Source organism: Pseudomonas sp. R1-1, assembly GCF_051132135.1.
Lineage (GTDB): Bacteria > Pseudomonadota > Gammaproteobacteria > Pseudomonadales > Pseudomonadaceae > Aquipseudomonas.
Genome location: NZ_CP071663.1, coordinates 4,789,504 through 4,814,116, shown reverse-complemented (window position 1 = coordinate 4,814,116; position 24,613 = coordinate 4,789,504). Strand labels below are relative to the sequence as shown.

Here is a 24,613-nt window from a genome sequence, read left to right as displayed (position 1 = left end):
GGTGGGCTTTTGATCTTCGCCTTACTTCCCGGGCGTCAGAGTCAGGCGTGTCTTGCCATACACCCGGTCAAAATTCTGCGGCTGCATCGGCAAGCCGATGTACTGCCCCTTCAGCCACGCATCGATGCCGTTGAGGTAATTCGGGCTGAGCGGATTACCCGACTGCCCGGTACCGTTCTGCCCCATCAGCGGTTCCGCCTGGCCGAAGTCGACGATGAAACGCATCGACGGTGCCCGCGTGGTCGCGAAATCCTGCCCCCAGGCAAACGCAGCGGTGTTCAGCGTCGTATGATCGCCACCTGCCGCCAGCGGCCCGCGCACGGTCTGGCCGTTGGCATTGCTCCACTGATAGCTGTGCAATTTGCCCCACTGCCAGGCGCGGTGATCGCCGCCCAACTGGCTGTCGCCCGCAGTGATCGCAGCGGCGAGGCTGCGGGCGAGAATCTGCGCCTTGTCTTCTTTTTGCGGCGTACGCACGTCATCCCAGAACGGGCTGTCCTCGCGACCGAGCAAATGGTCGGCCTGCGCTGCGTAGGATGTGTCACCGTTGGCGATAAACGCTTTCCACGCCGGGCTCGATTGCGGACCCAGTTCGTCGAGGAAGATCTGCTTCATGCTTTCCTGCAGGAACAATTCATACAGCGCCGCATCCGCCGAGGTCGGGCTGAGCTTGCCGTCGAACGCCATCAGCCGCGTAAAGGCTTCGCGGGCCTTGCTGCGCTCGGCTTCCGGCAGGGCGTCGATCGCCTGCTTCAGCGGTTGTTTCATGCCCGGCGCTTCAAAGACCTTCTTCAGCTTGGTGGCAAAAGTCGTGGTCTGGTCGTACTGCATGGCGATCACGCTGCGGCTGTCGTGTTTGCCGCTGCCGGCCAGTTCCGCCAGGCGCTCGCCGCGCTCCGGCGCCGCCCAGGATTTCGACAACTGCATGCCGTAACCGTCGGGGATCACGCGCTGGTTGGCGGTGCCGAGCCAGCCTTGCGCCGGGTCCTGATCGTAGGGGTGCAGCATCGGGTCGGCGTAACCGTCCCAGTCATACCGACCTTCCCAGCCCGGCGACGGCAGCAGGCCTTCGCCTTCACGGCGGTTGGGGAAGCGTCCGGTGACCTGCCAGCCAATGTTGCTCGCATCAGCGAACACAAGATTGGCGGTGATAGCGCGGATTTCGCGGCTGGCGTCGGAAGCACGTTCGACGGTTTGTGCGCGGGTCAGGTCAAAAAATGCGTCCAGCGATTTGTCGTCGGTAAAGCTTGGGGTCTGCAAGGCCAGGCCGAAACCGCCGCCTTGCGCCGCCGCTTGAGCGCTGTTGAGCAGCGCGCCGTGACGGGTTTCGTACACCGCTTCGCGAATCGGTCGCTGGCCTTTGACGAAATAGGTTTCGTTGCGCACGCCCAGTGGCTGCCATTTGCCGTTGACCTCGTAGGTCAGGCTGCTGCCCTGGCGGCGGATTTTTTCCAGGAACAGGTCCTGATTGTCGCCGAGCACGCTGGTCATGCTCCACGCCACTTTGCCGTTGAAACCGCCCAGCACCATCGGCAAACCGGCGATGGTCACCCCGGCTGCCTGATATTTTGGCGCGCGGATCTGCACGAAACTCCACAGCGACGGCGCCATCAGCGGCCCGTGGGCGTCGCTGGCCAGCAGGCTCTTGCCGCTGCGACTGCGTTGCGGGGCGATCGCCCAATTGTTCGCCGACGTCGCACCGAGCAGGTTCAGCGTCGACAGTTGCTGGCTGGCGTTGCTCAATTCGCTCAGCCCGGGAATCTGCCCGTTGAGCTTGAGACCTTGCAGCTTGTCGGCCTCGGCCAGCGGCAGGTTTTCATCAGGCGCGGAGGGCGTCAGCCAGGCGAGTTTGTCGCTGGTGACGGTTTGTGCGAGCACCAGCGACTGGATTTCTTCCGGCAGGTTGGCCGACTGGCTGAAATTCAGCAGGGCGAAGATCAGCGCCGAATCTTCCGGTTTCCAGTATTCAGGCTTGTAGCCGCTGGCGGCGAGATCGCCCGGCAGCTTGTCGGCGTAGCGGAACAGGTAGGCGTTGACGCCCCGCGCATAGACTTCGAAGAAGCGTTTGAGGCGTGGCGACGAAGCCTTGTACAACTCGCCGGCGCTCTTCTTCAGGTTGACCGCCCGCATGTAGCGGTCGGCATCGAGCAGCGAGGCCCCGGACATTTCCGCCAGACGGCCCTGCGCCAGCAGACGCAAGGTGACCATCTGGTTGATGCGGTCGCTGGCGTGCACGTAGCCAAGGCTGAACAGCGCATCGTGGAAGGTGTTGCTTTCGATCAACGGCATGCCCATGGCGTTGCGGCGTACCGAAACGTTCTGCGCCAGGCCCTTGAGTGGCTGCACGCCGGAGGCCGGTGGCTGGCTGTCTTGCGCGTTCCAGGTCTGGCAACCGGACAGGCCCAGGACACCGGCCACTGCTGCGGCAACGCCGAACCGGGGAAGAAAATGTGTAAGGGCTGGCGAGGCCATGGGCGAAGCTCCTGGAGGGACAAAGGCTGGGGGCGCAACAAAGGCGCTACGTTAGTGAGCAGGCGAGGGCCGCGCAAGCGGGGGGAGCGGTTATTTCTTCAGTGGTAAGGCGGTCAGTCGACGCGTTTGCAGTTGCCTGACGCCAAGCGGTGATGGTGAACTGAGGAAAACCGATCAAACCTCGTGAGAAAAATCGCCATGGAGCTCAAGGGCAACGCTGCATTGATCATCATTGATCAACAAAAAGGCATTCTGCATCCGCGTCTCGGGCGCAGAAATAACCCGCAGGCAGAAGAACGGATGCTTGATCTGTTGGTGCTATGGCGCCGGACCGCGCGCCCGGTGATCCATGTCCAGCATCTGTCGCGCTCGCCGGATTCGGTGTTCTGGCCGGAGCAGGAGGGTGTTGAGTTTCAGCCACGATTCGTGCCGCAGGAGGGCGAGTGGCTGGTTCAGAAGCAGGTGCCGGATGCGTTTTCTGCCACCGGGCTGGAGGCGCGATTGCGCGAGGCGGGTATTGGGCAACTGGTGATTGTCGGCGTGGCTACCCACAACTCGGTGGAATCAACGGCGCGTACCGCCGGTAATCTGGGGTTCGATGCTTGGGTGGTGGAGGACGGGTGTTTTACCTTCGACAAGGCCGATTATTTCGGCACACCGCGGACGGCTGAGGAGGTGCACGGGATGTCGCTGGGGAATTTGCACGGGGAGTATGCGACGGTGGTCAGCAGTGCCCGGGTTCTGGCGGCTGGCTGAATATCTCTATTGGTTTTTTTTGTTGCTGTGTACATATCCGTTGCTTCGGGTGCTGCGGCTGGCGGTTTCGCCTGACGGCGACTCACTTTTTTTACAAACGCCTAAAAAAAGTAAGCAAAAAAACGCTTGCTCCTGCGTTCGGCCCTCGCAAGCTCGGGTTCCTTCGCTCCGGGACTGATCCGGGCGCAGCGGCTACGGTTTGCTTCGCTGCACCTCCTTCCGCTGTGTCTGGCTGCGCCAGACGGTCGCTGCGCTCCCACGCCCGGATCAATCCCTCCACTCAGCCTTCCGACGTCGCCGGTGGATCAAGATCAAAAGCACTCGAGCTAACGCTCATTGTTGAGTGGTTAGAAGCGGGTGGTTGGCTTTGGATTTGTGGTGTATTCGCCCCTCATCGGAACGCCGCCCGCCCAGCCCACTCCCCCAGGAGAGGGAGCCGATTTGTGGGCTGTTCCAGACCTGTGTGCGACTCGGTAATTCACGTCGGCGAAGCACTCGCATCCACCGCGGTCAGTCCCCTCTCCCTCTGGGAGAGGGCTAGGGTGAGGGGCTTTTGATTTTCAGGCTGATTTCAAGCCTCAAGCTTCAACGTCGCCGGTGGATAGAAATCAACAGCAGGCGAGCTGACACTCGGCCTGAGGGGGCGCGGTTTTTTGTGGGAGCTTGCCTGCAAGCGATGGCGGTGGATCAGGCGACATCCATGCTGGGGGTACCGGCCTCATCGCGAGCAGGCTCACTCCTACAGGGGACCGTGTTCAATTGAAGTAACGCGGTCAGAGGTGGGAGCGAGCCTGCTCGCGAAGGCGGTCTAACGGGCGAAGAGATGCTCCGCCCGGCGCATCAGGCGCCGTGGCACTTCTTGAATTTCTTGCCGTTGCCGCATGGGCACGGGTCGTTGCGGCCGACGTCTTTCAGGGCGTTGCGCACCGGTTCCTGGTGGGCGTGGCCGCAGTTCGGGCCGTGCACGTGGCCGTGGTCATGCTCGTGATGATGGTCGTGATCGTGGTTGCAGTCAGGGCCGTGGACATGAGGTTGCTGGGTCATCGGTGTTGCTCCGGAATTAAATCGGCGGGGATTATCACGCCATTGCGCTCCAGGTGCACGTAGTGGGCGATGAATAAACCTGTTTCCATTTCGCCCTGCAGGCGATAGGGAATCTGCTGATCGGATTTTTTCAGCATTTTCACCACGTCCTTGACCTTCGGCCACAGGTTGGTGCGGATCGGCACCTTGAAATATGCACTGTGTTTCGGTCCGACGCTGAACCAATGCTCATGCTCGCCTTCAGCCAGCAGCATGTCAGCCAGATGGATACGGTATTCCAGCCCGCGCACGGTCAGTTCGCTGTCGTTGGGGTTGTCGACGCGAAAATGCAGGATGAATTTCTGTTCGAGCAGTTTCGCCCGCACCACTTCGACTTTCACCAGATGCACGGCGGGGTCGACGCTGTCGTCGCTGAACCACGACGCGCAACCGCCGAGGTTCAACACCAGCATCAGAACCAGCCATCGCAGTGTGTGACGTTGACCGAGCATCGAGCAGAACTCCCTTTGACCCCAGTCTAGTCGCCAGCCGGTCTACGCGCCGAGATACCCCGAGCAGCATTTCTTGAATTTCTGCCCGCTGCCACACAGGCAATTGTCATTGCGCCCCAGCTTCATCGGCACGGTCGGGTCGATGAAATACCAGTGCCCGCCGTTCTGCACGAACGAGGAGCGCTCGCGATGACTGTGCTCGCCCTGGTCGTCATGCCAGCGCGCGGTGAAGGTGACGAAGGCGTGTTCCGGCTGGCCGCCGAAAACTTCCGAGCTTTCCACTTCCAGACCGAGCCAGGTGCTTTGCGCGCTCCAGTCGCGGATCGCCTGCTGATTCAGCCCCGCTTGCTGAGCGGGCAGGGTAGTCGCCACCAGATAGTCGATCAGCCCCAGCACATAAGCGCTGTAGCGCGAACGCATCAGCGCTTCGGCGCACGGTGCCGGGTGGCCTTCGTGATAATGGCCGCAGCAGGCCTCCAGCAGATTGCCGCTGCCGCACGGGCAAATGGCTGTACTCATTGCATTACCACCAGTATTTCCCGAAGTTTTCCGGATTGGCCCAGAATCGCGAATTGAGCCAGTCGGGGACTTGTTTGTAGTCAAGCAGATCGTAGGTGAACAGGGTCAGCACCTGATCGTCGCGCTGGAAACGTTCGCTGGCTTGCAGCGCCAGCGAATAGAAGTCGGTTTCCTGCCAACCGCTGGCGCTCAGGTCTGCCAACACCGCGATGCGGCTGGCGTTGAGGTTACGGATGCCACCCAACAGGTTCAGGCCGTCACGCTTGGGCAAATGTTCCAGGCAATCGACGATCAGCGCCAGATCAAAGCGTTGCGCCGCCAGTTCGGCGGGCAATGCACCGGGTGCGGCGTGGGCGACCACAGTGTCCGGATGCGCTTCCTTGAAAGCGCTCAAGGCCGGAAACTCACTGGCGCCGATCAGCAGCAAGCGCGCCGGCGCGTAGCGATCCAGCAAGGCAGCCAACGCCTGTTGCGGCGTGCGGGAAGAAATGGCGACGTTCATCAATGCTCCTCAATCAGACCGCCAAGACTAGCCTGCCTGCGCACGGTGGCAAAGCGTTGCGTCGGCGCGCTTGCCCGACAATCTGGCCAAGCCCTGTGAACACGGTCGCAAACAGCAATGGCCTATTGCTGGCGGAGATTAAAACTCCGGTCTTTACTCCCTGAATCGGTTTTAAGCCGATCCCTCAGGAGAAAACTAGATGAGCATAGTTCGGACAGCATTACCCTTGGTTCTGCTAACCAGTGTGTTGACTGGTTGTGCAGGTTTGCAGAAAACCGACTGGCCGACCTGTGCGGCGGTCGGTGGCGTGGTCGGCGCCGGTCTCGGTGCCACCGAAAGCGCTGCGTGGGCCGGTTACGGTGCGCTGCTGGTCGGTGGTACGGCAGCGGCCTATTGCTGGGTTCACGGTGATGGCGATGAAGACGGCGACGGTGTGCCGGACAGCCGCGACAAGTGCCCGGGCACGCCTAAAGGCGTTCAGGTCGATGCTGACGGTTGCCCGCCACCTGCCCCTGCGCCAGTGGTTGAAGAAGCGGTAGTGGTCAAGGAAGAAACCATCGTCATCCGTGATGTGCACTTCCAGTTCGACAAGGCCACGCTGACCGGTCCTGACAAACAGGTACTGGACAAGGTTGCCGACCGCCTGAAACAGGAGTCCTCGACCGCGCAACTGACCGTGACCGGTCACACCGACAGTGTCGGCAGCGATGCCTACAACAAGAAACTCTCGGATCGCCGTGCGCATTCGGTGGTGGAATACCTGATCCAGCAGGGCGTGCCACGCGCCAGCTTCGTCTCGGTGTCCGGTCTGGGTGAAAGTCAGCCAGTGGCGGATAACAAGTCGGCCGATGGTCGCGCGCAGAATCGTCGCACCGAAATCAAAATCGTCCGCTAGGCCCTCTCGCATCCGCGGCTTGTGCAGTCGCGGATGCGGGTCTTTACTCCTGTGTAACCGGTATGGGCCGGTGACACAGGAGCTTTCACCATGACTGTTTTCGCAAGGTCCGTCTTGCCGGTACTGCTGCTCGGCAGCCTGCTCACCGGTTGCGCCACGCACAGCGATGGCACTGCACCCCTCAATCAACGTACATGGCCGATCTGCAGCCTGATCGGCGGGCTGGTCGGTGGCGGCCTCGGCGCTATCGAAAGTGCTGGCTGGGCCGGTGGCGGCGCGGCATTGGGCATCCTCACCGGAGGCTTGATCTGTTACGCCCAGGACGGCGATGAAGACAGCGACGGCGTATTCGACCGCCGCGACCGTTGCCCGGATACCCCGGAAAACACCGAGGTCGATCATCGCGGTTGCCCGCTGCCGGTGTACCCGGCTGCGACCAAAGCGCCGGAGCCGGCGCCGCAAACGGAAGTCATCACCCTCAGCGATGCCGGCGACGTGCTGTTCGATTTCGACAAATCCGACCTGACCCCGGCTGCAACGGCGCAGCTCGATACGCTGATGGACAAGTTGCGCAACGCCGACGTGGTCAGCATCAAGGTCATCGGCCACACCGACAGCAAGGGCTCGGACGCCTATAACCAGGCCTTGTCGGAACGCCGTGCCAGCAGTGTCGCGTCCTATCTGCTCAGCCAGGGCCTGGCGCCGAACAAACTGACCAGCGAAGGCCGTGGCGAAAGCGAGCCGGTGGCGGATAACGCCACGGATGACGGGCGCGCGCAGAACCGTCGCGTGGAATTGCACATCAATCGTTAGCGCGCCGCTGCAAGGCGCGGGCTAGAGCTGCCGGGCGATCGTTATCGCGCCGGCAGCCATTTAGCGGCACAGCGAAGTTTTTTCATTTGACCCTCTGGCTTATCCCCCGTAGAAGCCGGTACTGTGCGCGCAAAGAATAATTCGCAACACGGGGGGCGTATGAAAGTGTTCTGGTGGCTGGGGCGGTTGTTGACCCTGCTGTTCTGCTGCGTGGTGCTGGCCAATCAACTGGTGCCGTTCGTTCATCCGTTGCACCTGCTGGTCAATCTGGCCGGCGCTCTGTTGTTGCTGGTCCATATACTCGAAGTCCTGCTGTGCAACCGCAGCCTCAAAGGCCGCCCGCATCCCTGGCGTGATCGTGGCCGCATCCTGTTGTTCGGCATCTTCCACCTGCAAACCATCCCGGCCCCGGCCGCTCCGGAGGCTTCTTCCCATGCGTAAACTCTGCCTGCTCGCTGCATTCATCAGTCCCTTGGCCTGCGCCCAGGTGGTCAGCGTCGAAGCCAACTCGCTGATGCGTCTGCCCAACACCGCCAGCACCTTGAAACTGGAGAAGCTGGAAGTCGCCGATTACGGCACCTTGCTGATTCCCTCGAACGTGACCGAATTGAACGTCGGCGAATTGCGCCTCGGCCATGAAGCGCGCATCGCCATTGTTCCGGCCGAACAGGCACTGGAAATGAAAGTGGCGCGCGCCGACCTCAGCGAGGGTAGCCAGATCACTGCGCGCGGGGCACCGGGCACTTATGAAAAGGCTGCCCGTGCCGGACGCAATCTGAATCTGCAATTCAAGGCGCTGAATGCGCCGCAGTTGCTGGTCGACGCCCGTGGCGGCACCGGTGCACCGGGGTTTGTCGGGCTCGACGGCGGTAATGGCGAAGATCCGGGTTGCACCTATGGCGCGGCCGGGCATGGTTCCGATGGCAGCAACGGTAGCGACGGCCAGCCGGGCGCACCGGGAGCGCTGGTGCGCCTTGAGGTACCGCGTGAATTTCCGGCCGAGCTGATCAAGGTCAACGTGGCGGGCGGTGCCGGTGGGCCGGCAGGCGTTGGCGGCAAGGCGGGCAAGGGCGGCAAGTCCAAGGGCTGCCTGGTGTATCGCGCCGATGGCGGCAAGAACGGCAAGGCCGGCGCGGATGGACAGCCTGGGCCGGTGGGGGCGGCGGGTGCTGTGACTGTGCAGCGCCTGTAAAAGCCTACCCGCTGATTGTTCCCACGCGCAGCAAAGGAAAACAGCCCGTGACGCTCCGCGTCACTGGACGCAGAGCGCCCCTTGCGGCATTCCCACGCAGATCGTGGGAACGATCAAGGCCGGGCCGCCGCAATTGCCACCAGCACCACCCCGACCAGCAGATTAACCCCCACTACCCGGCGAATCCGCCCCAGCACCGCCGCACCCGCCGGCCAGTCCTTTGCCTCCACCGCCTTGCGCAGCTCAGGCAGCATCAGCCCCTGGATGCGGATGAACAGCGCGGTCATCACCACATACAAACCGATCATCACCTGCACGTACTTCGGTGCGGTCTCGAACCCGACCTGCTGCAGATGCAACATGCCCACGCCAGAGATCGGCAAGAGGATCACCGCCACCCAGACCCAACGGAAAAAACCTTGAAACACTTCCACCCACAGGGTCAGTCGGGCAGGCCCCTCAAGGGCCTTCACAGCCGCGGGGCGCAAGACCATCCAGGCGAAAAACATGCCGCCGACCCACACCAGTGCGGCGAGGACATGCAGGGGGTAAACGAGGCTAAAAGGTGTCATTCGGGCACTCCGTTCTGCGCAGGATCGATTAGCGGGGTATGATAGCCGCCGAATCAAACCACTGAAAATTTATCCAGCGTTTTTGCGCCCGACACTCAATGATCAGCACTGAACTCAAAACCACGATCCAGGGCGCCTATTCGCGTTTTCTAGAGGCCAAGAGCCTCAAGCCGCGTTACGGTCAGCGCCTGATGATCGCCGAAATCGCGAAAGTCCTCGGTGATATCGACACTGACGACGAAGGCCGGCGCAGTGGCGACCCCGCGATTGTCGCGGTGGAAGCCGGCACCGGTACCGGCAAGACGGTGGCCTACAGTCTCGCCGCGATCCCGACCGCGAAGCTGGCCGGCAAGCGCTTGGTGATCGCCACCGCGACCGTGGCCCTGCAAGAGCAGATCGTCTACAAGGATTTGCCCGACCTGATGCGCAACAGCGGGCTGAATTTCAGTTTCGCGCTGGCCAAGGGCCGTGGCCGTTACATGTGCCTGTCCAAGCTCGACATGCTGTTGCAGGAAGGCCACGCGCAGACCGCCACCGCGCAGCTCTTCGAAGAAGAAGGCTTCAAGATCGAGGTCGACGAGGCCAGCCAGAAGCTGTTCACCAGCATGATCGAAAAGCTCGCCGGCAATAAGTGGGACGGCGACCGCGACAGCTGGCCGAATGCGCTGGAAGACGCCGATTGGGCGCGTCTGACCACTGATCACAGCCAGTGCACCAACCGGCATTGCCCGAACTTCGGCCAGTGCGCGTTCTACAAGGCGCGCGAAGGCATGGGCAAGGTGGACGTGATCGTCACCAACCACGACATGGTCCTGGCCGATCTGGCGCTGGGCGGCGGCGCGGTGCTGCCGGATCCGCGCGACACCATTTACGTGTTCGACGAAGGCCACCATCTGCCGGACAAGGCGATCGGCCACTTCGCCCATTACACGCGCCTGCGTTCCACCGCCGATTGGCTGGAAACCACCGCCAAGAACCTCACCAAACTGCTGGCTCAGCACCCGTTGCCGGGCGATCTGGGCAAGCTGATCGAGCAGGTGCCGGAGTTGGCGCGCGAGATCAAGGCGCAGCAGCAATTCATGTTCAGCGCCTGCGAGCAGGTGGCCGACTTCAAGCCCGGTGAAGACGTTGAGGGCCGCGAGCGCCCGCGTCATCGCTTTGTCGGCGGGGTGATTCCGGAGCACATGCGCGAAATGGGCATTGAGTTGAAGAAGGGCTTTTCCCGACTCAATGATCTGTTCCAGCGCCTGACCGACCTGCTCAAGGAAGGCATGGACGGCGAGGTCAACATCGGCATCGCCAGCAATCAGGCCGAAGAATGGTATCCGCTGTTCGGCAGCCTGTTGTCCCGTGCTTCGGGCAACTGGGAATTGTGGACCGCGTTCACCGCCGAAGACCCGGAAGACAGCCCGCCAATGGCGCGCTGGCTGACCCTGGCCGAAAGCGGCTCGCTGTTCGACATCGAGGTCAACGCCAGCCCGATCCTCGCGGCAGAAACCCTGCGCCGCAGCCTGTGGAACGTGGCTTACGGCTGTCTGGTAACTTCCGCCACGCTGACGGCGCTGGGCACGTTCGACCGTTTCCGCATGCGCGCCGGTCTGCCGAAAAAAGCTGTTACCGCTGTGGTGCCGAGCCCGTTTCATCACGCCGACGCCGGGGTGTTGCGCGTGCCCGACCTGAAGGCCGACCCGCGCGATGCGGCGGCGCACACGGCGGCGATCATTCGCGAACTGCCGGATCTGGTCGAAGGCTCGCGCGGCACGCTGGTGCTGTTCTCTTCGCGCAAACAGATGCAGGACGTGTTCGACGGCCTCGACCGCGACTGGCGCAAGCAAGTGTTCATTCAAGGCAACCTGTCGAAACAGGAAACCCTGAACAAACACAAGGCGCGGGTCGATGGCGGCGATTCCAGCGTGTTGTTCGGGCTGGCCAGTTTTGCCGAGGGCGTCGACTTGCCGGGGGCTTATTGCGAACACGTAGTGATCGCGAAGATCCCGTTTTCGGTGCCGGATGACCCGGTCGAAGCCGCGTTGTCGGAGTGGATCGAAGCCCGCGGCGGCAATCCATTCATGGAAATCTCGGTGCCCGACGCTTCGCTGAAACTGGTTCAGGCCTGCGGGCGTCTTCTGCGCACCGAAGAAGACCGCGGCACCATCACTTTGCTCGATCGGCGTCTGGTCACCCAGCGCTACGGCAAGGCGATCCTCAACGCACTGCCGCCGTTCCGCCGCGAAATATCCTGAGACAACGGTGGGCTGTTTGGCCCACCGTGTTGTCTATCTCCTTGCCACCGCTTTTCCACTGGCCTTGATGGGTCGTTAGGGAGAACTCCGTTCTTATGATTCGCCGTTCGTTGCCCGCTGTATTCGCCCTGATCTTCGCTGCGCCGTTGTGCGCAGCGCCGGCCGGTCAACAGACCCTGTTCAACTTCGTGCGCCCGGCCGACGTGGTCAAGGTTGTCACCGAAAACGCCGATCTGCCACAAGCCAACGCCGAGCAGACCGCAGAAGGCGAGGTGCTGCGCCGTGTGACCTTCAATCCCGTGGCGCGCCCGACCTTGCGCCTGACGCCGCAGACCGGCGCTTGGGACTGGTCGCAGTCCGGCATGATGACCCTGCGGTTGCAGAGCGCGATGGACTGGGCCGTGACGGTTTACGTGCAGATTCAGAGCAACGATGGCAAAACCCTGGTCAGCCGCGTCGATCTGCCAGCCGGTCCGGCGCAGACCCTGCTGGTGCCCTTGGTCGCCACCACGCCGTTGAGCCAAGGCATGAAGGCCGGTCCGGCGATGCCGATGACTGTTGATGGTCAACGCATCCTGCTGGCCAGCAGCAGTGGTGTGATCGATCGCAGCCAAGTGGTCTCGGTCAGTCTGTCCATGGATCAACCGAAGGTTGCCCAGAGCTTGCTGCTCGAGCGTTTCGGCGTGCAGAGCGACGACGGGATCAACCAGGCTGTGTACGGCAATCTGGTCGACGCGTATGGACAATCGACCCGTAGCAAGTGGCCGGAAAAGGTCGCCGATGACCAGCAACTGAAATCCGCCGCTGCCAAAGAACAGCAGCAACTGAAGAGCTGGCTGGCCGAGCGCCAGAAGTCGTCGCTGGACAAGTTTGGCGGCTGGAACCAGGGCCCGGCGTTCAAGGCCAGCGGTTTCTTCCGCAGCGAAAAGCGTGATGGCCGCTGGTATCTGGTGACCCCTGAAGGGCATCCGTTTTACTCCCTCGGCGTCAACACCGTTAGCCCCGATGTCAACCGCACCTACGTGAGCGGTCGCGAATACATGTTCGAAGCCTTGCCCAAGCCGAACGAACCGTTGGCCGGCCATTTTGGCGAAGGCGACAATCGCGGTGGCAATGGCGTCGATCAGGGCCGAGGCTATGCCAATGGTCGCTGGTATGACTTCTACGCCGCCAACCTCCAACGCCTGTACGGCGCGCCGTGCAAGGCGGACAGCGAAGGCAAATCCGGCGTGGCCGAAGCGGCCAAATCCGAAGCCGCCGAAACGTCCGCCGAGAAAACCGCCGCGCTTGCCGCCGCGCCCGCTGAGCCGAAATCCGGAGTGGCCGAAGCCGCTCAAACCGACGCGGCGCAGATCGCCGGCGCCGAAACCGCCGCGCCGTGCCAGGCGAGCATCGACGAGCAGCAATGGGCCTCTCACACCCTTGATCGCCTGCAAGCCTGGGGCTTCAACACCATCGGCAACTGGAGCGCACCGGTGCTTGCCGATGCCGAGCGCGTGCCGTACACCTTGCCGCTGTCGATCGTCGGCGACTACACCAGCATCAGTACCGGCAGCGACTGGTGGGGCGGCATGCCTGACCCGTTCGATCCGCGTTTTGCCATGGCCACCGAGCGCGCTGTGGCGATTGCCGCGCGCGATCATCGCGACGATCCGTGGCTGATCGGCTATTACGCCGACAACGAACTGGCCTGGGCTGGTCCCGGCGACGATCCCCAATCGCGTTACGCGCTGGCATACGGCACGCTGAAAATGACCACCGACGTACCGGCCAAACGCGCCTTCCTCAAACAACTGCGCGACAAATACCGCAATCAGGCCGGGCTGTCGAAGGCTTGGGGTATCGATCTGCCGGCGTGGGAATTGATGGAAGATCCGGGCTTCGTGCCGCCGCTGCCGAATCCGGAACACCCGGAAATCGAGGCCGACTTCAAATACTTCCAGAAGGTTTTCGCCGACACGTACTTCAAGACCATCTCCGACTCACTGAAATGGCACGCCCCAAACCAGATGCTGCTCGGCGGGCGCTTCGCCGTCAGCACGTCGGAGGCCGTGGCGTCCTGTGCGCAGTATTGCGATGTGTTGAGTTTCAACATGTACACGCTCAAACCGCAGGACGGTCATGACTTCGCCGCCCTCGCTGCGTTGGACAAGCCGGTGCTGATTACCGAGTTCAACTTCGGCTCGACCGATCGCGGCCCGCTCTGGGGCGGTGTCACGCAAGTGGCGAAAGAGGAAGACCGTGGCCCGGCGTACGTCAACTTCCTCAAACAGGCACTGAACGAGCCGTCGATCGTTGGCGTGCATTGGTTCCAGTATCTGGACCAACCGGTAACCGGGCGTTTGCTTGACGGCGAGAACGGGCACTTCGGACTGGTCGGGGTAACCGATCTGCCGTATCAGGGCTTTGTCGAGACCGTGCGCAAGAGCAACGTGCAGGCGCTTGAGCAACTGGGTAAAGAAGCGCAGAAAGCCCCGGCTCACGAGGCTGAGGGCGGGCGCAAAGGGGAGGCGGGTAAGGCGGCCGGGGCCGGACATGCGGGTGGGCATTCCGGTAACGGTCACTAGGTTTCAGACCGCGTTATCGTTTTTCGCGAGCAGGCTCGCTCCCACAAAGGATATGAGGTGTCGCTGAAATCCAATGTGGGAGCCTGCTCGCGAAGGCGCCAGCCGCCTCAACAAATTTCCAGAACAACCGTCTGGCCCGCGCCTGTTCCCAAATCCCTCAAGGGCTGGAACAATGCGGGCCACTTTGTAGAGCGTTTTCGCGGGGGAGTTGCGGGTGCAGATTCAGGGTCATTACGAGCTTCAATTCGAAGCGGTGCGCGAGGCATTTGCCGCACTGTTCGACGATCCTCAGGAACGCGGCGCAGCCTTGTGCATTCAGGTCGGTGGACAAACCGTTATCGACCTCTGGTCTGGCACCGCTGACAAGGACGGCGCCGAGGCCTGGCACAGCGACACCATCGCCAACCTGTTCTCCTGCACCAAGACGTTTACTGCGGTCACCGCGCTGCAACTGGTGGCCGAAGGCAAGTTGCAACTCGATGCACCGGTCGCCCGCTATTGGCCGGAATTCGCCGCCGCCGGTAAAGAATCGGTAACCCTGCGCCAATTGCTCTGCCATCAGGCCGGCCTGCCGGCGTTGCGTGAACTGCTCGCCCCAGAAGCTCTGTACGAATGGCAAACCATGGTCGATGCCCTCGCGGCCGAAGCACCGTGGTGGACGCCGGGCACCGGTCACGGTTACGCCGCGATCACTTATGGCTGGCTGGTCGGCGAATTGCTGCGCCGTGCTGACGGTCGTGGGCCAGGCGAGTCCATCGTCGCCCGCGTCGCCAAACCGTTGGCTCTGGACTTCCATGTCGGTCTGGCCGATGAAGAATTTCATCGGGTGGCGCACATTGCTCGCGGCAAAGGCAACCCCGGCGACGCCGCGGCCCAGCGTCTGCTGCAAGTGACCATGCGCGAGCCGACGGCCATGAGCACCCGTGCCTTCACCAATCCGCCCTCGGTACTGACCAGCACCAACAAGCCGGAATGGCGACGCATGCAGCAACCAGCGGCCAACGGCCACGGCAATGCGCGCAGTCTGGCCGGCTTCTATGCCGGTCTGCTCGACGGCAGCCTGCTTGAAAGCGACATGCTCCAAGAGCTGACCCGCGAGCACAGCCTCGGTGACGACAAGACGTTGCTCACTCGCACGCGTTTCGGTCTCGGCTGCATGCTCGATCAACCCGACGTGCCCAACGCCACCTACGGCCTCGGTCCGCACGCGTTCGGCCATCCGGGCGCGGGCGGCTCCATCGGTTTTGCTGACCCTGAGCATGATGTCGCGTTCGGTTTTGTGACAAATACCCTTGGGCCCTATGTTTTGATGGACCCGCGCGCGCAAAAGCTCGCGCGGGTGCTTGCCACTTGTCTATAAAGCGTTGATAGAGGTTCCAGGGGCGGAACCTCAACAGGATTTTCGATTCAAAACGGCTGTTTATCCGGGCGAAAGTGCTCTGATTTTTCATTACTTCATTTGTGGATTTTCAATGTCATCTAAAAAGACCCTCGCCCTGGCCCTGTGTGTAGCGATCACCGGTTGCGCACAGACCCCGAAAAACGATGCGGACGGCGGCAGCTGGTGGCCGTTCGGTTCTTCTGACACAGTGGCAGCCAAGGAGCCTGCGCCGGCCCCGGCCCCGCTGAAACCTGCGGCGACTGCACCGGTCGCCAAGGCTGAGAGCAGCAATCCGTGGTATTGGCCGTTCGGTTCGAGCGATGAAGCGACCAAAGCGGACCTGAAGGCTGAAGTTGCTCCTGAAGTGAAAAAACCGGTCGCCGTCGCCAAGGCGGACGCCGAGTCCAATGGCAAATGGTGGTGGCCGTTCGGCGGCAAAGACCAGCCGACCGCCAAAGCCGTGCCGATGCCTGATCCCAAAGTGACTCAGGCCTGGCTCGACGACTACGAACCGCGCCTGCGTGAAGCGGTCAAGGACAGCAACCTGCAACTCGAACGCCGCGACAACGTGCTGGTGGTCACCGCGCCGGTCGAAGGCTCGTTCAACCCGGACCGTCCGGCGATGCTATTGCCGGTCACCCTCGGCCCATTCACCCGCGTAGCGAAAATCCTCGAAGCCGATCCGAAAACTGCCGTGCTGGTGCTCGGCCACAGCGACACCAGCGGTGCCGCGCCGGCCAATATCAAGCTCAGTCAGGAACGTGCGCAATCGGTGGCGGCGATCTTCCGCCTCAGCGGTCTGCAGCGTGATCGCCTGATGCTGCGTGGCATGGGCTCGGAAGCGCCACGTGCGGCCAACGACAGCGTTGAAGGCCGCGCCTTGAACCGTCGCGTTGAGTTGCTGGTGACCCCACAAAACACCATGGTTGCGCTGTTGAGCAAATACAACATGCCAGCGCCGAAGCCAGTTACCCTGGTCGCGGCGCAAGACGTCAAGCCAGCGGCCAAACCAGCGACTCCGGCTCCAGCCGCGAAAAAAGCCGCCGTCCCAGCGGCGAAAAAAGCCCCGGCCAAGAAAGCTGCGGCCAAGGCACCTGCGAAAAAGGCTCCGGCCAAACCGGCTGCAAAGAAAACCGCGCCAGCCAAAGCCGCCACGACCGACAAGAAAGTCGCTGCGACAGACGCCACCAAAAAGTGATCCGCTAATCAAAAGGAATGCGCCATGACCCAGGCTCTGGCAGATATGCGTCGTGATTACACCCGCGATGGTTTGACCGAGGCGCAAGCCCCGGCCGAGCCGTTCGCCCTGTTCCACCAGTGGTTCGCCGATGCGGTGAACACCGAACAGGCGCCGGTCGAGGCCAACGCCATGACCCTGGCCACGGTTGACGCCGACGGGCGTCCGCACTGCCGCATTCTGCTGCTCAAGGGCCTGGACGAACACGGCTTCACCTTCTTCACCAATTACGACAGTGCCAAGGGTCAGCAACTGGCGGCCAATCCATTCGCCGCCATGACCTTCTTCTGGCCGACGCTCGAGCGTCAGGTGCGCATCGAAGGGCGAGTGGTCAAGGTCACACCGCAGGAGTCCGACGCGTACTACCAGGTACGTCCGTTGGGCAGTCGTCTCGGCGCCTGGGCCTCTCCGCAAAGCCGTGTGATCAACGGTCGCGGTGAACTGGAAGATTTGCTCAAGGCCACCGAGCAGCGTTTCTCCGACAGCCAACCCGACTGCCCGGCACATTGGGGCGGGTATCGATTGCTGCCCGAGCGCATCGAATTCTGGCAGGGCCGTCCGAGCCGTCTGCATGATCGCCTCAACTACCGCGCGCAGGGCTCCGCCTGGATTCTTGAACGACTGGCACCCTGAGCAGTCTACCGAGCGAGATAGCAGCCAGCGGCGCAGGATCGCTGATTTGCCGCTACTGTAAGTGGACGTTCGCTGCCGTCTGTACCTGGCCTGAATGGAAGCCAATTTATCCGGCAGGTGTCGTGACAGGCGCCAAGCCACGGAGTTTAATGAACACATGTTCTTTTGGAGTTGATGCTATGCGTAAGTCTGTTCTGCTGGTTGCTTCCTTTTCCACCATGGCAATGTTGCTGACCGGCTGCCAGTCGAGCCTGACCGGTGACTCCTACTCCCGTGACGAAGCACGTCGCGTGCAGACGATTCGCATGGGCACCATCGAATCCCTGCGTCCGGTGAAAATCGAAGGCACCAAGACCCCGATCGGCGGCGCGGCGGGCGCAGTGGTCGGCGGTGTCGGCGGCAGCGCCATCGGCGGCGGCAAAGGCAGCATCGTCGCAGCGGTCATCGGTGCAGTGGCAGGCGGCCTGCTCGGCTCAGCCACCGAAGAAGGCCTGACCCGCACCCAAGGTGTGGAAATCACCGTCCGTGAAGACGACGGCAGCATGCGCGCCTACGTGCAGCAGGTTCAGGAAAATGAAGTATTCCGCGTCGGTGAGCGGGTACGGATTTCCACCGTTGGCGGGACCAGCCGCGTATCGCACTAAGCGGGATGCAGGTAAAGAAAACCCCGATCAGGTGACTGGTCGGGGTTTTTTGTTATTTATGAATTGAGCAATCATATTTGGCGCGGGTGCCCATGAAGTATTCGAGGCCCCCTGTGATACCTGAGTCATTAGTCTTCAGAGGAAAGATATAGGTCAAGGTGTCGAGGCATGTTTACGGCGCATGCTTGTTCAATATCAGTGATCTGTTGCTCCGTCAGCTTGTAATCGTAAAGAGAGTCGTCTTTCGTACTCCAACCCATAATGACTTTCAAACTGGACGTAGCAATGGGGAGCGCTCGCTCAAATACAGCAGAGTCGTCACCTTCTACCACGCCCATGATTCGATGCTTCATGGTTCTATCCTTCTTGTAGGATCTGTTGGTTTCGTCTGTTCGTCTGTTTCATGGTTGTACTCTCCCAGATGCAGCCAAACCCGACGGGGAGGGTGTTGGCGCTGATTTTCTTGAGGGGGGACGCCGCCGCGTTCATCCGCCTCGCGAGCGCCAAGCAGCTCGCCGTAATCCTTCAGGCTGTCGGTCGGCACCATGCCGGAAGGGTTGGCGTAATCGATGATTGCGTCCGGCAACTTGCAGGACTTGGCAAACACGCAGCCAGCACGCACGGCTTCAGGTTTTTTTGCGGCCACTTCCCGGCTGCGCTCAAACGCCTCTTGCCGGGCTAGCATCGCGTCGTAGGCGTTTTGTCGCGCTTCGCGCTCGGCCAGTTCAGTGGCCGTCATATACCGGCAGGTAACGTGATGCCCGTCGCCTGCCGGTGGGTTTTGCACCCGGAGAATGTCCTGTCCGCGCCACAGATCGTCCCTTCGCTCATCACGACAGCCCCTCGAAAAGGGGCTGCATGACGTTAACGAAGCAGGAAATTATGGCTGTAGGACGTGTCGCTAAAGACGTGGGGATAGTTCGATAAAAGTGAGGACGACGCATTGAAGTGAGGACGACTTCTTGTCCTCGGCGGGGATCCCCGAAGCGTTTTAACACTGATTCATAATCACCCGGATCTTTTGACGACTCCTCCCCCTGAAACTCCAAGGTTGCTGTGTCGTACCCTTCCATTCTCAGTTCGAGTCTCATCTACCATTGATCACGATAAATAAACGATACCTGATAATCGTAAGAAGAAAATTGTATGGAGTGCTGGAAGTGAGGCTGGAGAAGGTTTACCCAATCGGATTTGACATCGAACCCGCCATTATTGAAGCTTTCCTTCGGTAGGCCTAATGCATCCATTAATGAGCTGTCCTCACCAAAATCTTTCGACAATTCCTCCCCTTCACCCAGTTCGGTTTGTTGGGCATACCATTCAAGTCTGGCCTTCAGTCCCATGTAATCCTCATAAATATTTTCTGATACTGCGGTTCTTTTTGGGTGGATCTATCTGCTCACCAGTTCTGTGGTCGTAAGAGCCTAAATGGCTGCCATCGCTTGCGCGGTAGGCTTCAGGCTCGCCATGTAAATAGTCCCATTCATAGATAACTCGGCCTTTTGCGTTTATCCAGCGATCCCTAAGCCCACCGTTGAACGGTGTTTTCTTTTTTGCTCTTCTTAAATCAGGAAAGGCTGTGATATCTGACGTTTCTGGAGCGGGGTGATAGGTGTGTCCCGCTTCAGCGGTGCCTTTTGCAGCGCTGACAACAATGTAAACCGGTTTTACACCCGAATCTGCGGGAAACACCAGAATGAAATCCTTGTACTCCGGCGGATAAACCGGATTCACCAGAATTCCTTCAGCCGCTTTCGTCGGCGGATACACCCAGATGTGCGGAGCTTGCGGTGCGGCCTCTAGCGCTGGAATGCCCATGATGTCCGACCCGTCCACGGCCGGTGTCCACAGCAGTTCGATGCCTTCACCCAGATCTGCAACGAACCGGTCGCCGCGAGCGATGAACTGCGAGCGGGTGCGGATTTCCACCGTTGGCGGGACCAGCCGCGTTTCGCACTAGTGGGATGCAGGTAAAGAAAACCCCGATCAGGTGACTGGTCGGGGTTTTTCTTTGCTTGTGAATTGTTCATTCAGTATGTGGCGCAGGTACCCATGAAGTATTCGAGGCCCTTTGGAAAACTGACGTTGAGCAAGTTTTCCAATGCGGTTCCCTGCTCCTGAGTCAACAACAGTTCGCCGGGTTCCACCTCATCCAAGGGCTTGGATTCAATGAGCTGGGCCACTTTTTCATTCATCTCGCTGCCGGTGATATCCAGCTCGAATTGCAAGGAGTCATCTTGGACTTCGTCAGGGAAGAATCCGGTGATGGAAAGGAAGTTTATTAGGTGCAAAACTTCCTGTCTGTCGGCGTTAACTGTAGTCAAACGAGATTTGGTAGTCGTTTTTTGGGAGAGCAATCTGATGTTGAAAATATGGCTGGATTACGTCGAGCCACTGTTCCACAACATTGAAACTACCGTTATTTATGGTGCCTTCCACCGGGATGCTCAAAGCATTCAACACCGATTCATCATCTCCGAGATCTTTTGACGACTCCTCACCCTGAAATTCCAAGGTTTTCGTGTCGTACCACTCCAGTCTCAATTGCAGTCCCATAGTTACCTCACAAATATCTTTTTTTGATGCTTCTTTCTTTTATCGGACCTTCGCGTTGTTCGCCTGTGTAGGGATCAAAGGCTCCCAGATGAGCTCCATCGTCTCTGTACATTTCTAGCTCTCCATGTCTCGAATCCCATTCGTAAATTCTCCTTCCCTTAGCATCAGTCCAACGCTTACGAAGTCCACCACCGCCTTGAACCGGATTTTTGTCTTTGACTTTTTTCAAGTCTGGAAAAGCGGTTATTTGCTCTGTTGTCGGTGGTTGATGGTAGCTATGTCCTACAGGCGCCAACCCTTTCCGTGTTGTGTTCAATACAGCATATAAAGGTTTTACTCCCGAACTCGCGGGAAACACCAAAATAAAATCCCGATACTCCGGCGGATAAACCGGATTCACCAGTATCCCGTCCACCGCTTTCGTCGGTGGATACACCCAGATATGCGGTGCCTGCGGTGCGGCCTCCAGTGCTGGAATGCCGAGAATGTCCGAGCCATCCACCGCCGGGGTCCAGAGCAGTTCGACGCCTTCACCCAGATCCGCAGCGAACCGGTCGCCGCGTGCAGTGAACTGCACGACATCGACCATTTCCCAATCGCGGTGCTTGCCGGTGTAAAAACCATAACCCTTGAGGCTGCCGTCGGCTTGTTGTTCGACACGCAGGCGCACGCGCGTTCGGGCTTGTCTGAGTGTGCTTAGTTGCTCATCGGTGTAGAGCGCGCTGTCGCCCAGGCTGGATGGCATCAAAAGCGCAACCAGGCCCACCAAAGGCGCAGCCGCTGCGCTCGATACGAGCGCCGGCAGCGCTTCAAAAGCCGAGCCTGCCAAGGCCAGACTGCCGAACCCGACCGGGATGGCGTTGGCGCTGATTTTCCTGAGTGGAATGCCGCCGCTTGGGTCGGCTTCGCGAGCGCCGAGCAGGATCAGCTCGCCGTAATCCTTCACGCTGTCGGTCGGCACCATGCCGGAAGGATTGCTGTAATCGATGATTGCGTCCGGCAACTTGCAGGACTTGGCAAACACGCAGCCAGCGCGCACGGCTTCAGGTTTTTTTGCGGCGACTTCCCGGCTGCGTTCAAACGCCTCTTGCCGGGCCAGCATCGCGTCGTAGGCGTTTTGTCGCGCTTCGCGCTCGGCCAGTTCAGTGGCCGTCATATACCGCCAGGTAACGTGATGCCCGTCGCCCGCCGGTGGGTTTTGTACCCGGGGAATGTCCTTGTTCTGCGCCACCGATCGTCCCTTCGCTCATCATCGACAGCCCCTCGAAAGGAGCTGCACGACGTTAACGAAGCAGGAAAATTATGGCTGTAGGACGTGTCGCTAAAGACGTGGGGATAGTTCGCCGCGTGTCACAAAGGATGATGGCAAGGGAAGATTTCCCCTCGCCATGGATCTTCTATCTGGTCGGCAATGCAGCCTGCTTGCGACTCGCCGCCGCCGTCACCGCATATCCAATCAACGCCGCCAGAATCGAGCCGGTCAAAATGCCCATCCGGTCCATGCCCGCGTAGTCGCTCACGCCCGGCTCGAAGGCCAATGAGCCGACGAACAGGCTCATGGTGAAACCGATGCCGCAGAGAATCGCCACGCCGAGGATCTGGCCCCAGTTGGCGCCTTGGGGCAGGGCGGCGATGCCGACTTTTACCGCGAGCCAGGTCAGGCCGAACACGCCGACGGTTTTGCCCAGGAGCAGGCCGATGGCGATGCCCATCGGTACGTCGTGGGTGAAGCTTTCGACCGTGACACCGCTCAGTGACAGACCGGCGTTGGCGAAGGCGAACAACGGCAGGATGCCGTAGGCGACCCAGGGATGCAGCGCGTGTTCTAAGGTGAGCAAGGGTGACGGTTCGGCGTTTTTCGTGCGCAACGGAATGCAGAACGCCAGAGTCACGCCAGCCAGCGTCGCGTGGACGCCGCTCTTGAGCACGCAGACCCAGAGGATCAGACCGATGATCATGTACGGCCCGAGCTTGACCACGCCGAGGCGGTTCATTGCCACCAGCGAGGCGATGCACGCCGCCGCGAGGCCCAGCGACAGGGTCGACAGTTCGCCGGAGTAGAAGATCGCGATGATCACGATGGCGCCGAGGTCATCGATGATCGCCAGGGTCATCAGGAACAACTTCAGCGACACCGGCACGCGTTTGCCGAGCAGGGCGAGTACGCCGAGGGCGAAGGCGATGTCGGTGGCGGTCGGGATCGCCCAGCCGCTGAGGGCGGCAGGGTTGTCTCGGTTGAGAAACCAGTAGATCAGCGCCGGTATCAGCATGCCGCCGACTGCTGCGGCACCCGGCAGGACGATCTGCGAGGGCTTGGACAACTGGCCGTCGAGCACTTCACGCTTCACTTCCAGACCGATCAGCAGGAAGAACATCGCCATCAGGCCGTCGTTGATCCACAACAGCAGCGGTTTGGCGATTTTCAACGCGCCGACCTGCGCCACCACCGGCGTGTCGAGCAGGCCGGTGTACAGCCACGACAGCGGCGAGTTGTTGATAATCAGCGCGAGAATGGCTGCGGCGATCAATAACAGACCGCTGGCAGCTTCCAGCTGAAAGAAACGCGTGAAAGTGCTACGCAGAGGCAAGGTCGCTCTCCATCGAATCGTCAAAAAAGGTAAGACACCCTAACCCGTACGGTTAGTTGTTAAAACAAAAGTTATATTCTTTTTTGTTATATGTCGTTACAAGGCTTTTGGTCCCAGCCACGCTGAGCCTAGCAGTTGCCGGACACATTGAGACTCAGCTGTATCTGTGCGCGCCAGCGGATTTTTCCTAAGCTGATGAGCAGTGAGCTATGCACTGCCTGATCCGACCTAATCGCCAGCAGGCTGGCTCCCACATTTGAAATGCATTCACCTTGTGGGAGCTGGCCTGCCAGCGAAAGCGTTGGACCCGTCGATGACGCATGCCGAGCTTGCGACCCGTTTTACCTCCTGCCCGATTCGACGAGAAGCCTGACCATGAGCGACAACCGACAGTGGGCCCGCGAGGCCATCCGCATCATCGAGGCGGATTTCCAGCGCAGCGCCGATACCCACCTGATCCCCTTGCCGCTGCCGGGTTTTGCGGGCATCGAGTTGTACTTCAAGGATGAATCCAGCCACCCGACCGGCAGCCTCAAGCATCGCCTGGCCCGCTCGCTGTTTCTGTATGCGCTGTGCAACGGCTGGTTGAAGCCTGGCGCGCCGGTGATCGAGGCGTCCAGCGGCTCGACGGCGATTTCCGAAGCGTACTTCGCACGGATGCTCGGTTTGCCGTTCATTGCGGTGATGCCGGCGACTACGTCGAAAGAGAAGATTGCGCAGATCGCTTTTTACGGTGGCCAGAGCCATCTGGTGCAAGACCCGACGCAGATTTACGCCGAATCCGAGCGCCTGGCCCGCGAGCATGGCGGGCATTTCATCGATCAGTTCACTTACGCCGAACGTGCCACCGACTGGCGGGCGAACAACAATATCGCCGAATCGATCTTTCAACAGATGCGCTATGAAAAACACCCGGAACCGAGCTGGCTGATTTCCAGCCCCGGCACTGGCGGCACCACCGCAACGCTTGGTCGTTACGTGCGCTATCGCCAGCACGGCACTCGCGTGTTGTGCGCCGATGCCGAGCGCTCGGTGTTCTTTGACTATTACCAGAGCGGCGATGCCAGTCTGCGGCTGGAGTGCGGTTCGCGCATCGAAGGCATCGGCCGACCGCGGGTTGAGGCATCGTTTCTGCCCAAGGTAATCGATGCGATGGTCAAGGTGCCGGACGCCTTGTCGCTGGCGGCCATGCATTACCTGGCGCAGCGCCTGGGTCGGCATGTCGGCGGTTCGAGCGGGACCAACCTGATCGGTGCGCTGATGGCGGCGCAGCAGATGAAATTGGCGGGGGAGTCGGGATCGATCGTGGCGATACTGTGCGATGGCGGCGAGCGCTACGCCGACACCTATTACGATCAGGCTTGGCTGAAGGCGCAGGGGTATGAGTTGGCTGGGTTGATCGAAGCGGTGACGGCCAGCGCCGAGCGCGGAGAGCAACTACCGACCTCAGTCCTGCGCGCCAATATCTGACACACCGCAATCAAATGTAGGAGTGAGCCTGCTCGCGA

General features: G+C 60.6%; 24 protein-coding genes and 2 pseudogenes. 12 read left to right on the top strand and 14 right to left on the bottom strand.

The genetic code is table 11. The annotated features are described in order from the left end of the window. Positions 1 to 21: 21 nt before the first annotated feature. Positions 22 to 2,472, bottom strand: a complete 2,451-nt coding sequence (locus tag J3P75_RS21605) for a penicillin acylase family protein (protein ID WP_434708124.1) — start codon at positions 2,470 to 2,472, stop codon at positions 22 to 24. A 198-nt stretch (positions 2,473 to 2,670) separates the two neighbouring features. Here J3P75_RS21605 and J3P75_RS21600 point away from each other — a divergent pair, with 198 nt between their 5' ends. Then, positions 2,671 to 3,228: a cysteine hydrolase family protein gene (locus J3P75_RS21600; RefSeq protein ID WP_434708123.1), complete on the top strand. Its 558-nt coding sequence runs from the start codon at positions 2,671 to 2,673 to the stop codon at positions 3,226 to 3,228. An 840-nt stretch (positions 3,229 to 4,068) separates the two neighbouring features. On the opposite strand, the gene J3P75_RS21595 is transcribed toward J3P75_RS21600, so the two are convergent. From J3P75_RS21595 to J3P75_RS21580, 4 genes are read right to left on the bottom strand one after another with little or no spacing between them, the layout of a single operon-like run. Further along, positions 4,069 to 4,272 carry an SEC-C metal-binding domain-containing protein gene (locus J3P75_RS21595; RefSeq protein WP_034154967.1) on the bottom strand — a complete coding sequence of 68 codons (204 nt, stop codon included), beginning with the start codon at positions 4,270 to 4,272 and terminating at the stop codon, positions 4,069 to 4,071. After that, positions 4,269 to 4,763 carry an LEA type 2 family protein gene (locus J3P75_RS21590; RefSeq protein ID WP_332762415.1) on the bottom strand — a complete coding sequence of 165 codons (495 nt, stop codon included), beginning with the start codon at positions 4,761 to 4,763 and terminating at the stop codon, positions 4,269 to 4,271. Before J3P75_RS21590 ends, J3P75_RS21595 begins: the two co-directional genes overlap by 4 nt. Positions 4,764 to 4,805: 42 nt before the next feature. Continuing rightward, a complete protein-coding gene (locus J3P75_RS21585; RefSeq protein ID WP_434708122.1) occupies positions 4,806 to 5,282 on the bottom strand; it encodes a YchJ family protein in 477 nt (158 codons plus the stop codon). A gap of 4 nt (positions 5,283 to 5,286) precedes the next feature. After that, complete coding sequence (locus J3P75_RS21580; RefSeq protein WP_434708121.1) at positions 5,287 to 5,784, bottom strand: DUF6231 family protein; 498 nt, start codon at positions 5,782 to 5,784, stop codon at positions 5,287 to 5,289. A 199-nt stretch (positions 5,785 to 5,983) separates the two neighbouring features. Between J3P75_RS21580 and J3P75_RS21575 the strand changes: the two genes are divergently transcribed. The 4 genes from J3P75_RS21575 (at position 5,984) to J3P75_RS21560 (ending at position 8,684) form a co-directional block, all read left to right on the top strand. Beyond that, on the top strand, positions 5,984 to 6,679 hold the full coding sequence (locus J3P75_RS21575) for an OmpA family protein (protein ID WP_090282103.1): 696 nt from the start codon (positions 5,984 to 5,986) through the stop codon (positions 6,677 to 6,679). 90 nt (positions 6,680 to 6,769) lie between these two features. After that, positions 6,770 to 7,492, top strand: coding sequence for an OmpA family protein (locus tag J3P75_RS21570; RefSeq protein WP_434708120.1), 723 nt, complete (start codon positions 6,770 to 6,772; stop codon positions 7,490 to 7,492). 159 nt (positions 7,493 to 7,651) lie between these two features. Continuing rightward, on the top strand, positions 7,652 to 7,933 hold the full coding sequence (locus tag J3P75_RS21565) for a DUF1145 domain-containing protein (RefSeq protein WP_434708119.1): 282 nt from the start codon (positions 7,652 to 7,654) through the stop codon (positions 7,931 to 7,933). Continuing rightward, positions 7,926 to 8,684 (top strand): collagen-like protein, encoded by a 759-nt coding sequence (locus J3P75_RS21560; protein ID WP_434708118.1) that lies wholly within the window; start codon positions 7,926 to 7,928, stop codon positions 8,682 to 8,684. Before J3P75_RS21565 ends, J3P75_RS21560 begins: the two co-directional genes overlap by 8 nt. A 113-nt stretch (positions 8,685 to 8,797) precedes the next feature. On the opposite strand, the gene J3P75_RS21555 is transcribed toward J3P75_RS21560, so the two are convergent. Next, positions 8,798 to 9,256, bottom strand: coding sequence for a DUF2269 family protein (locus tag J3P75_RS21555; protein ID WP_434708117.1), 459 nt, complete (start codon positions 9,254 to 9,256; stop codon positions 8,798 to 8,800). Positions 9,257 to 9,354: 98 nt separating this feature from the next. Here J3P75_RS21555 and dinG point away from each other — a divergent pair, with 98 nt between their 5' ends. From dinG to J3P75_RS21525, 6 genes are all read left to right on the top strand, one after another. Beyond that, positions 9,355 to 11,499, top strand: a complete 2,145-nt coding sequence (dinG, locus tag J3P75_RS21550) for an ATP-dependent DNA helicase DinG (protein WP_090282108.1) — start codon at positions 9,355 to 9,357, stop codon at positions 11,497 to 11,499. A 95-nt stretch (positions 11,500 to 11,594) separates the two neighbouring features. Continuing rightward, positions 11,595 to 14,066, top strand: coding sequence for a beta-galactosidase (locus tag J3P75_RS21545; RefSeq protein WP_434708116.1), 2,472 nt, complete (start codon positions 11,595 to 11,597; stop codon positions 14,064 to 14,066). Positions 14,067 to 14,280: 214 nt separating this feature from the next. Beyond that, positions 14,281 to 15,426, top strand: coding sequence for a serine hydrolase domain-containing protein (locus J3P75_RS21540; protein WP_434708115.1), 1,146 nt, complete (start codon positions 14,281 to 14,283; stop codon positions 15,424 to 15,426). Between the two features lie 112 nt (positions 15,427 to 15,538). Continuing rightward, the gene (locus J3P75_RS21535; protein WP_434708114.1) at positions 15,539 to 16,645 is read left to right on the top strand and encodes an OmpA family protein; all 1,107 of its coding nucleotides are present in this window, start codon (positions 15,539 to 15,541) and stop codon (positions 16,643 to 16,645) included. A 24-nt stretch (positions 16,646 to 16,669) separates the two neighbouring features. Beyond that, a complete protein-coding gene (gene pdxH, locus J3P75_RS21530) occupies positions 16,670 to 17,317 on the top strand; it encodes a pyridoxamine 5'-phosphate oxidase (protein WP_203421016.1) in 648 nt (215 codons plus the stop codon). 179 nt (positions 17,318 to 17,496) lie between these two features. Then, entirely contained in the window at positions 17,497 to 17,961 is a 465-nt protein-coding gene (locus J3P75_RS21525; protein WP_016771369.1) for a glycine zipper 2TM domain-containing protein, read from the top strand. A 128-nt stretch (positions 17,962 to 18,089) separates the two neighbouring features. On the opposite strand, the gene J3P75_RS21520 is transcribed toward J3P75_RS21525, so the two are convergent. From J3P75_RS21520 to nhaA, 8 genes and pseudogenes are all read right to left on the bottom strand, one after another. Then, the gene (locus J3P75_RS21520; protein WP_434708113.1) at positions 18,090 to 18,314 is read right to left on the bottom strand and encodes a DUF7683 domain-containing protein; all 225 of its coding nucleotides are present in this window, start codon (positions 18,312 to 18,314) and stop codon (positions 18,090 to 18,092) included. 73 nt (positions 18,315 to 18,387) lie between these two features. After that, a pseudogene (locus J3P75_RS21515) lies at positions 18,388 to 18,775 on the bottom strand (toxin); the annotation flags it as partial. 277 nt (positions 18,776 to 19,052) lie between these two features. Then, on the bottom strand, positions 19,053 to 19,304 hold the full coding sequence (locus tag J3P75_RS21510; protein ID WP_434708111.1) for a colicin E3-like toxin immunity protein: 252 nt from the start codon (positions 19,302 to 19,304) through the stop codon (positions 19,053 to 19,055). A 7-nt stretch (positions 19,305 to 19,311) separates the two neighbouring features. Continuing rightward, positions 19,312 to 19,869 (bottom strand): annotated as a pseudogene (locus tag J3P75_RS21505) (colicin E3/pyocin S6 family cytotoxin); the annotation flags it as partial. A gap of 122 nt (positions 19,870 to 19,991) precedes the next feature. Continuing rightward, complete coding sequence (locus tag J3P75_RS21500) at positions 19,992 to 20,189, bottom strand: pyocin S6 family toxin immunity protein (protein ID WP_434708110.1); 198 nt, start codon at positions 20,187 to 20,189, stop codon at positions 19,992 to 19,994. Between the two features lie 82 nt (positions 20,190 to 20,271). Beyond that, on the bottom strand, positions 20,272 to 20,517 hold the full coding sequence (locus tag J3P75_RS21495) for a colicin E3-like toxin immunity protein (protein WP_203421017.1): 246 nt from the start codon (positions 20,515 to 20,517) through the stop codon (positions 20,272 to 20,274). Between the two features lie 7 nt (positions 20,518 to 20,524). Then, on the bottom strand, positions 20,525 to 21,748 hold the full coding sequence (locus tag J3P75_RS21490; protein ID WP_434708109.1) for a colicin E3/pyocin S6 family cytotoxin: 1,224 nt from the start codon (positions 21,746 to 21,748) through the stop codon (positions 20,525 to 20,527). A 166-nt stretch (positions 21,749 to 21,914) separates the two neighbouring features. Beyond that, entirely contained in the window at positions 21,915 to 23,105 is a 1,191-nt protein-coding gene (nhaA, locus tag J3P75_RS21485; protein WP_332762391.1) for a Na+/H+ antiporter NhaA, read from the bottom strand. Between the two features lie 375 nt (positions 23,106 to 23,480). On the opposite strand from nhaA, the gene J3P75_RS21480 reads away from it, so the two are divergent. After that, positions 23,481 to 24,575, top strand: a complete 1,095-nt coding sequence (locus J3P75_RS21480) for a PLP-dependent cysteine synthase family protein (protein WP_434708108.1) — start codon at positions 23,481 to 23,483, stop codon at positions 24,573 to 24,575. Positions 24,576 to 24,613 lie beyond the last annotated feature (38 nt).

Bases quoted from the DNA above. Each gene is read 5' to 3' on its own strand.
- J3P75_RS21605 (WP_434708124.1), bottom strand. From the start codon at position 2,472: ATGGCCTCGCCAGCCCTTACACATTTTCTTCCCCGGTTCGGCGTTGCC.
- J3P75_RS21600 (WP_434708123.1), top strand. From the start codon at position 2,671: ATGGAGCTCAAGGGCAACGCTGCATTGATCATCATTGATCAACAAAAA.
- J3P75_RS21595 (WP_034154967.1), bottom strand. From the start codon at position 4,272: ATGACCCAGCAACCTCATGTCCACGGCCCTGACTGCAACCACGATCAC.
- J3P75_RS21590 (WP_332762415.1), bottom strand. From the start codon at position 4,763: ATGCTCGGTCAACGTCACACACTGCGATGGCTGGTTCTGATGCTGGTG.
- J3P75_RS21585 (WP_434708122.1), bottom strand. From the start codon at position 5,282: ATGAGTACAGCCATTTGCCCGTGCGGCAGCGGCAATCTGCTGGAGGCC.
- J3P75_RS21580 (WP_434708121.1), bottom strand. From the start codon at position 5,784: ATGAACGTCGCCATTTCTTCCCGCACGCCGCAACAGGCGTTGGCTGCC.
- J3P75_RS21575 (WP_090282103.1), top strand. From the start codon at position 5,984: ATGAGCATAGTTCGGACAGCATTACCCTTGGTTCTGCTAACCAGTGTG.
- J3P75_RS21570 (WP_434708120.1), top strand. From the start codon at position 6,770: ATGACTGTTTTCGCAAGGTCCGTCTTGCCGGTACTGCTGCTCGGCAGC.
- J3P75_RS21565 (WP_434708119.1), top strand. From the start codon at position 7,652: ATGAAAGTGTTCTGGTGGCTGGGGCGGTTGTTGACCCTGCTGTTCTGC.
- J3P75_RS21560 (WP_434708118.1), top strand. From the start codon at position 7,926: ATGCGTAAACTCTGCCTGCTCGCTGCATTCATCAGTCCCTTGGCCTGC.
- J3P75_RS21555 (WP_434708117.1), bottom strand. From the start codon at position 9,256: ATGACACCTTTTAGCCTCGTTTACCCCCTGCATGTCCTCGCCGCACTG.
- dinG (WP_090282108.1), top strand. From the start codon at position 9,355: ATGATCAGCACTGAACTCAAAACCACGATCCAGGGCGCCTATTCGCGT.
- J3P75_RS21545 (WP_434708116.1), top strand. From the start codon at position 11,595: ATGATTCGCCGTTCGTTGCCCGCTGTATTCGCCCTGATCTTCGCTGCG.
- J3P75_RS21535 (WP_434708114.1), top strand. From the start codon at position 15,539: ATGTCATCTAAAAAGACCCTCGCCCTGGCCCTGTGTGTAGCGATCACC.
- pdxH (WP_203421016.1), top strand. From the start codon at position 16,670: ATGACCCAGGCTCTGGCAGATATGCGTCGTGATTACACCCGCGATGGT.
- J3P75_RS21525 (WP_016771369.1), top strand. From the start codon at position 17,497: ATGCGTAAGTCTGTTCTGCTGGTTGCTTCCTTTTCCACCATGGCAATG.
- J3P75_RS21520 (WP_434708113.1), bottom strand. From the start codon at position 18,314: ATGAAGCATCGAATCATGGGCGTGGTAGAAGGTGACGACTCTGCTGTA.
- J3P75_RS21510 (WP_434708111.1), bottom strand. From the start codon at position 19,304: ATGGGACTGAAGGCCAGACTTGAATGGTATGCCCAACAAACCGAACTG.
- J3P75_RS21495 (WP_203421017.1), bottom strand. From the start codon at position 20,517: ATGGGACTGCAATTGAGACTGGAGTGGTACGACACGAAAACCTTGGAA.
- J3P75_RS21480 (WP_434708108.1), top strand. From the start codon at position 23,481: ATGAGCGACAACCGACAGTGGGCCCGCGAGGCCATCCGCATCATCGAG.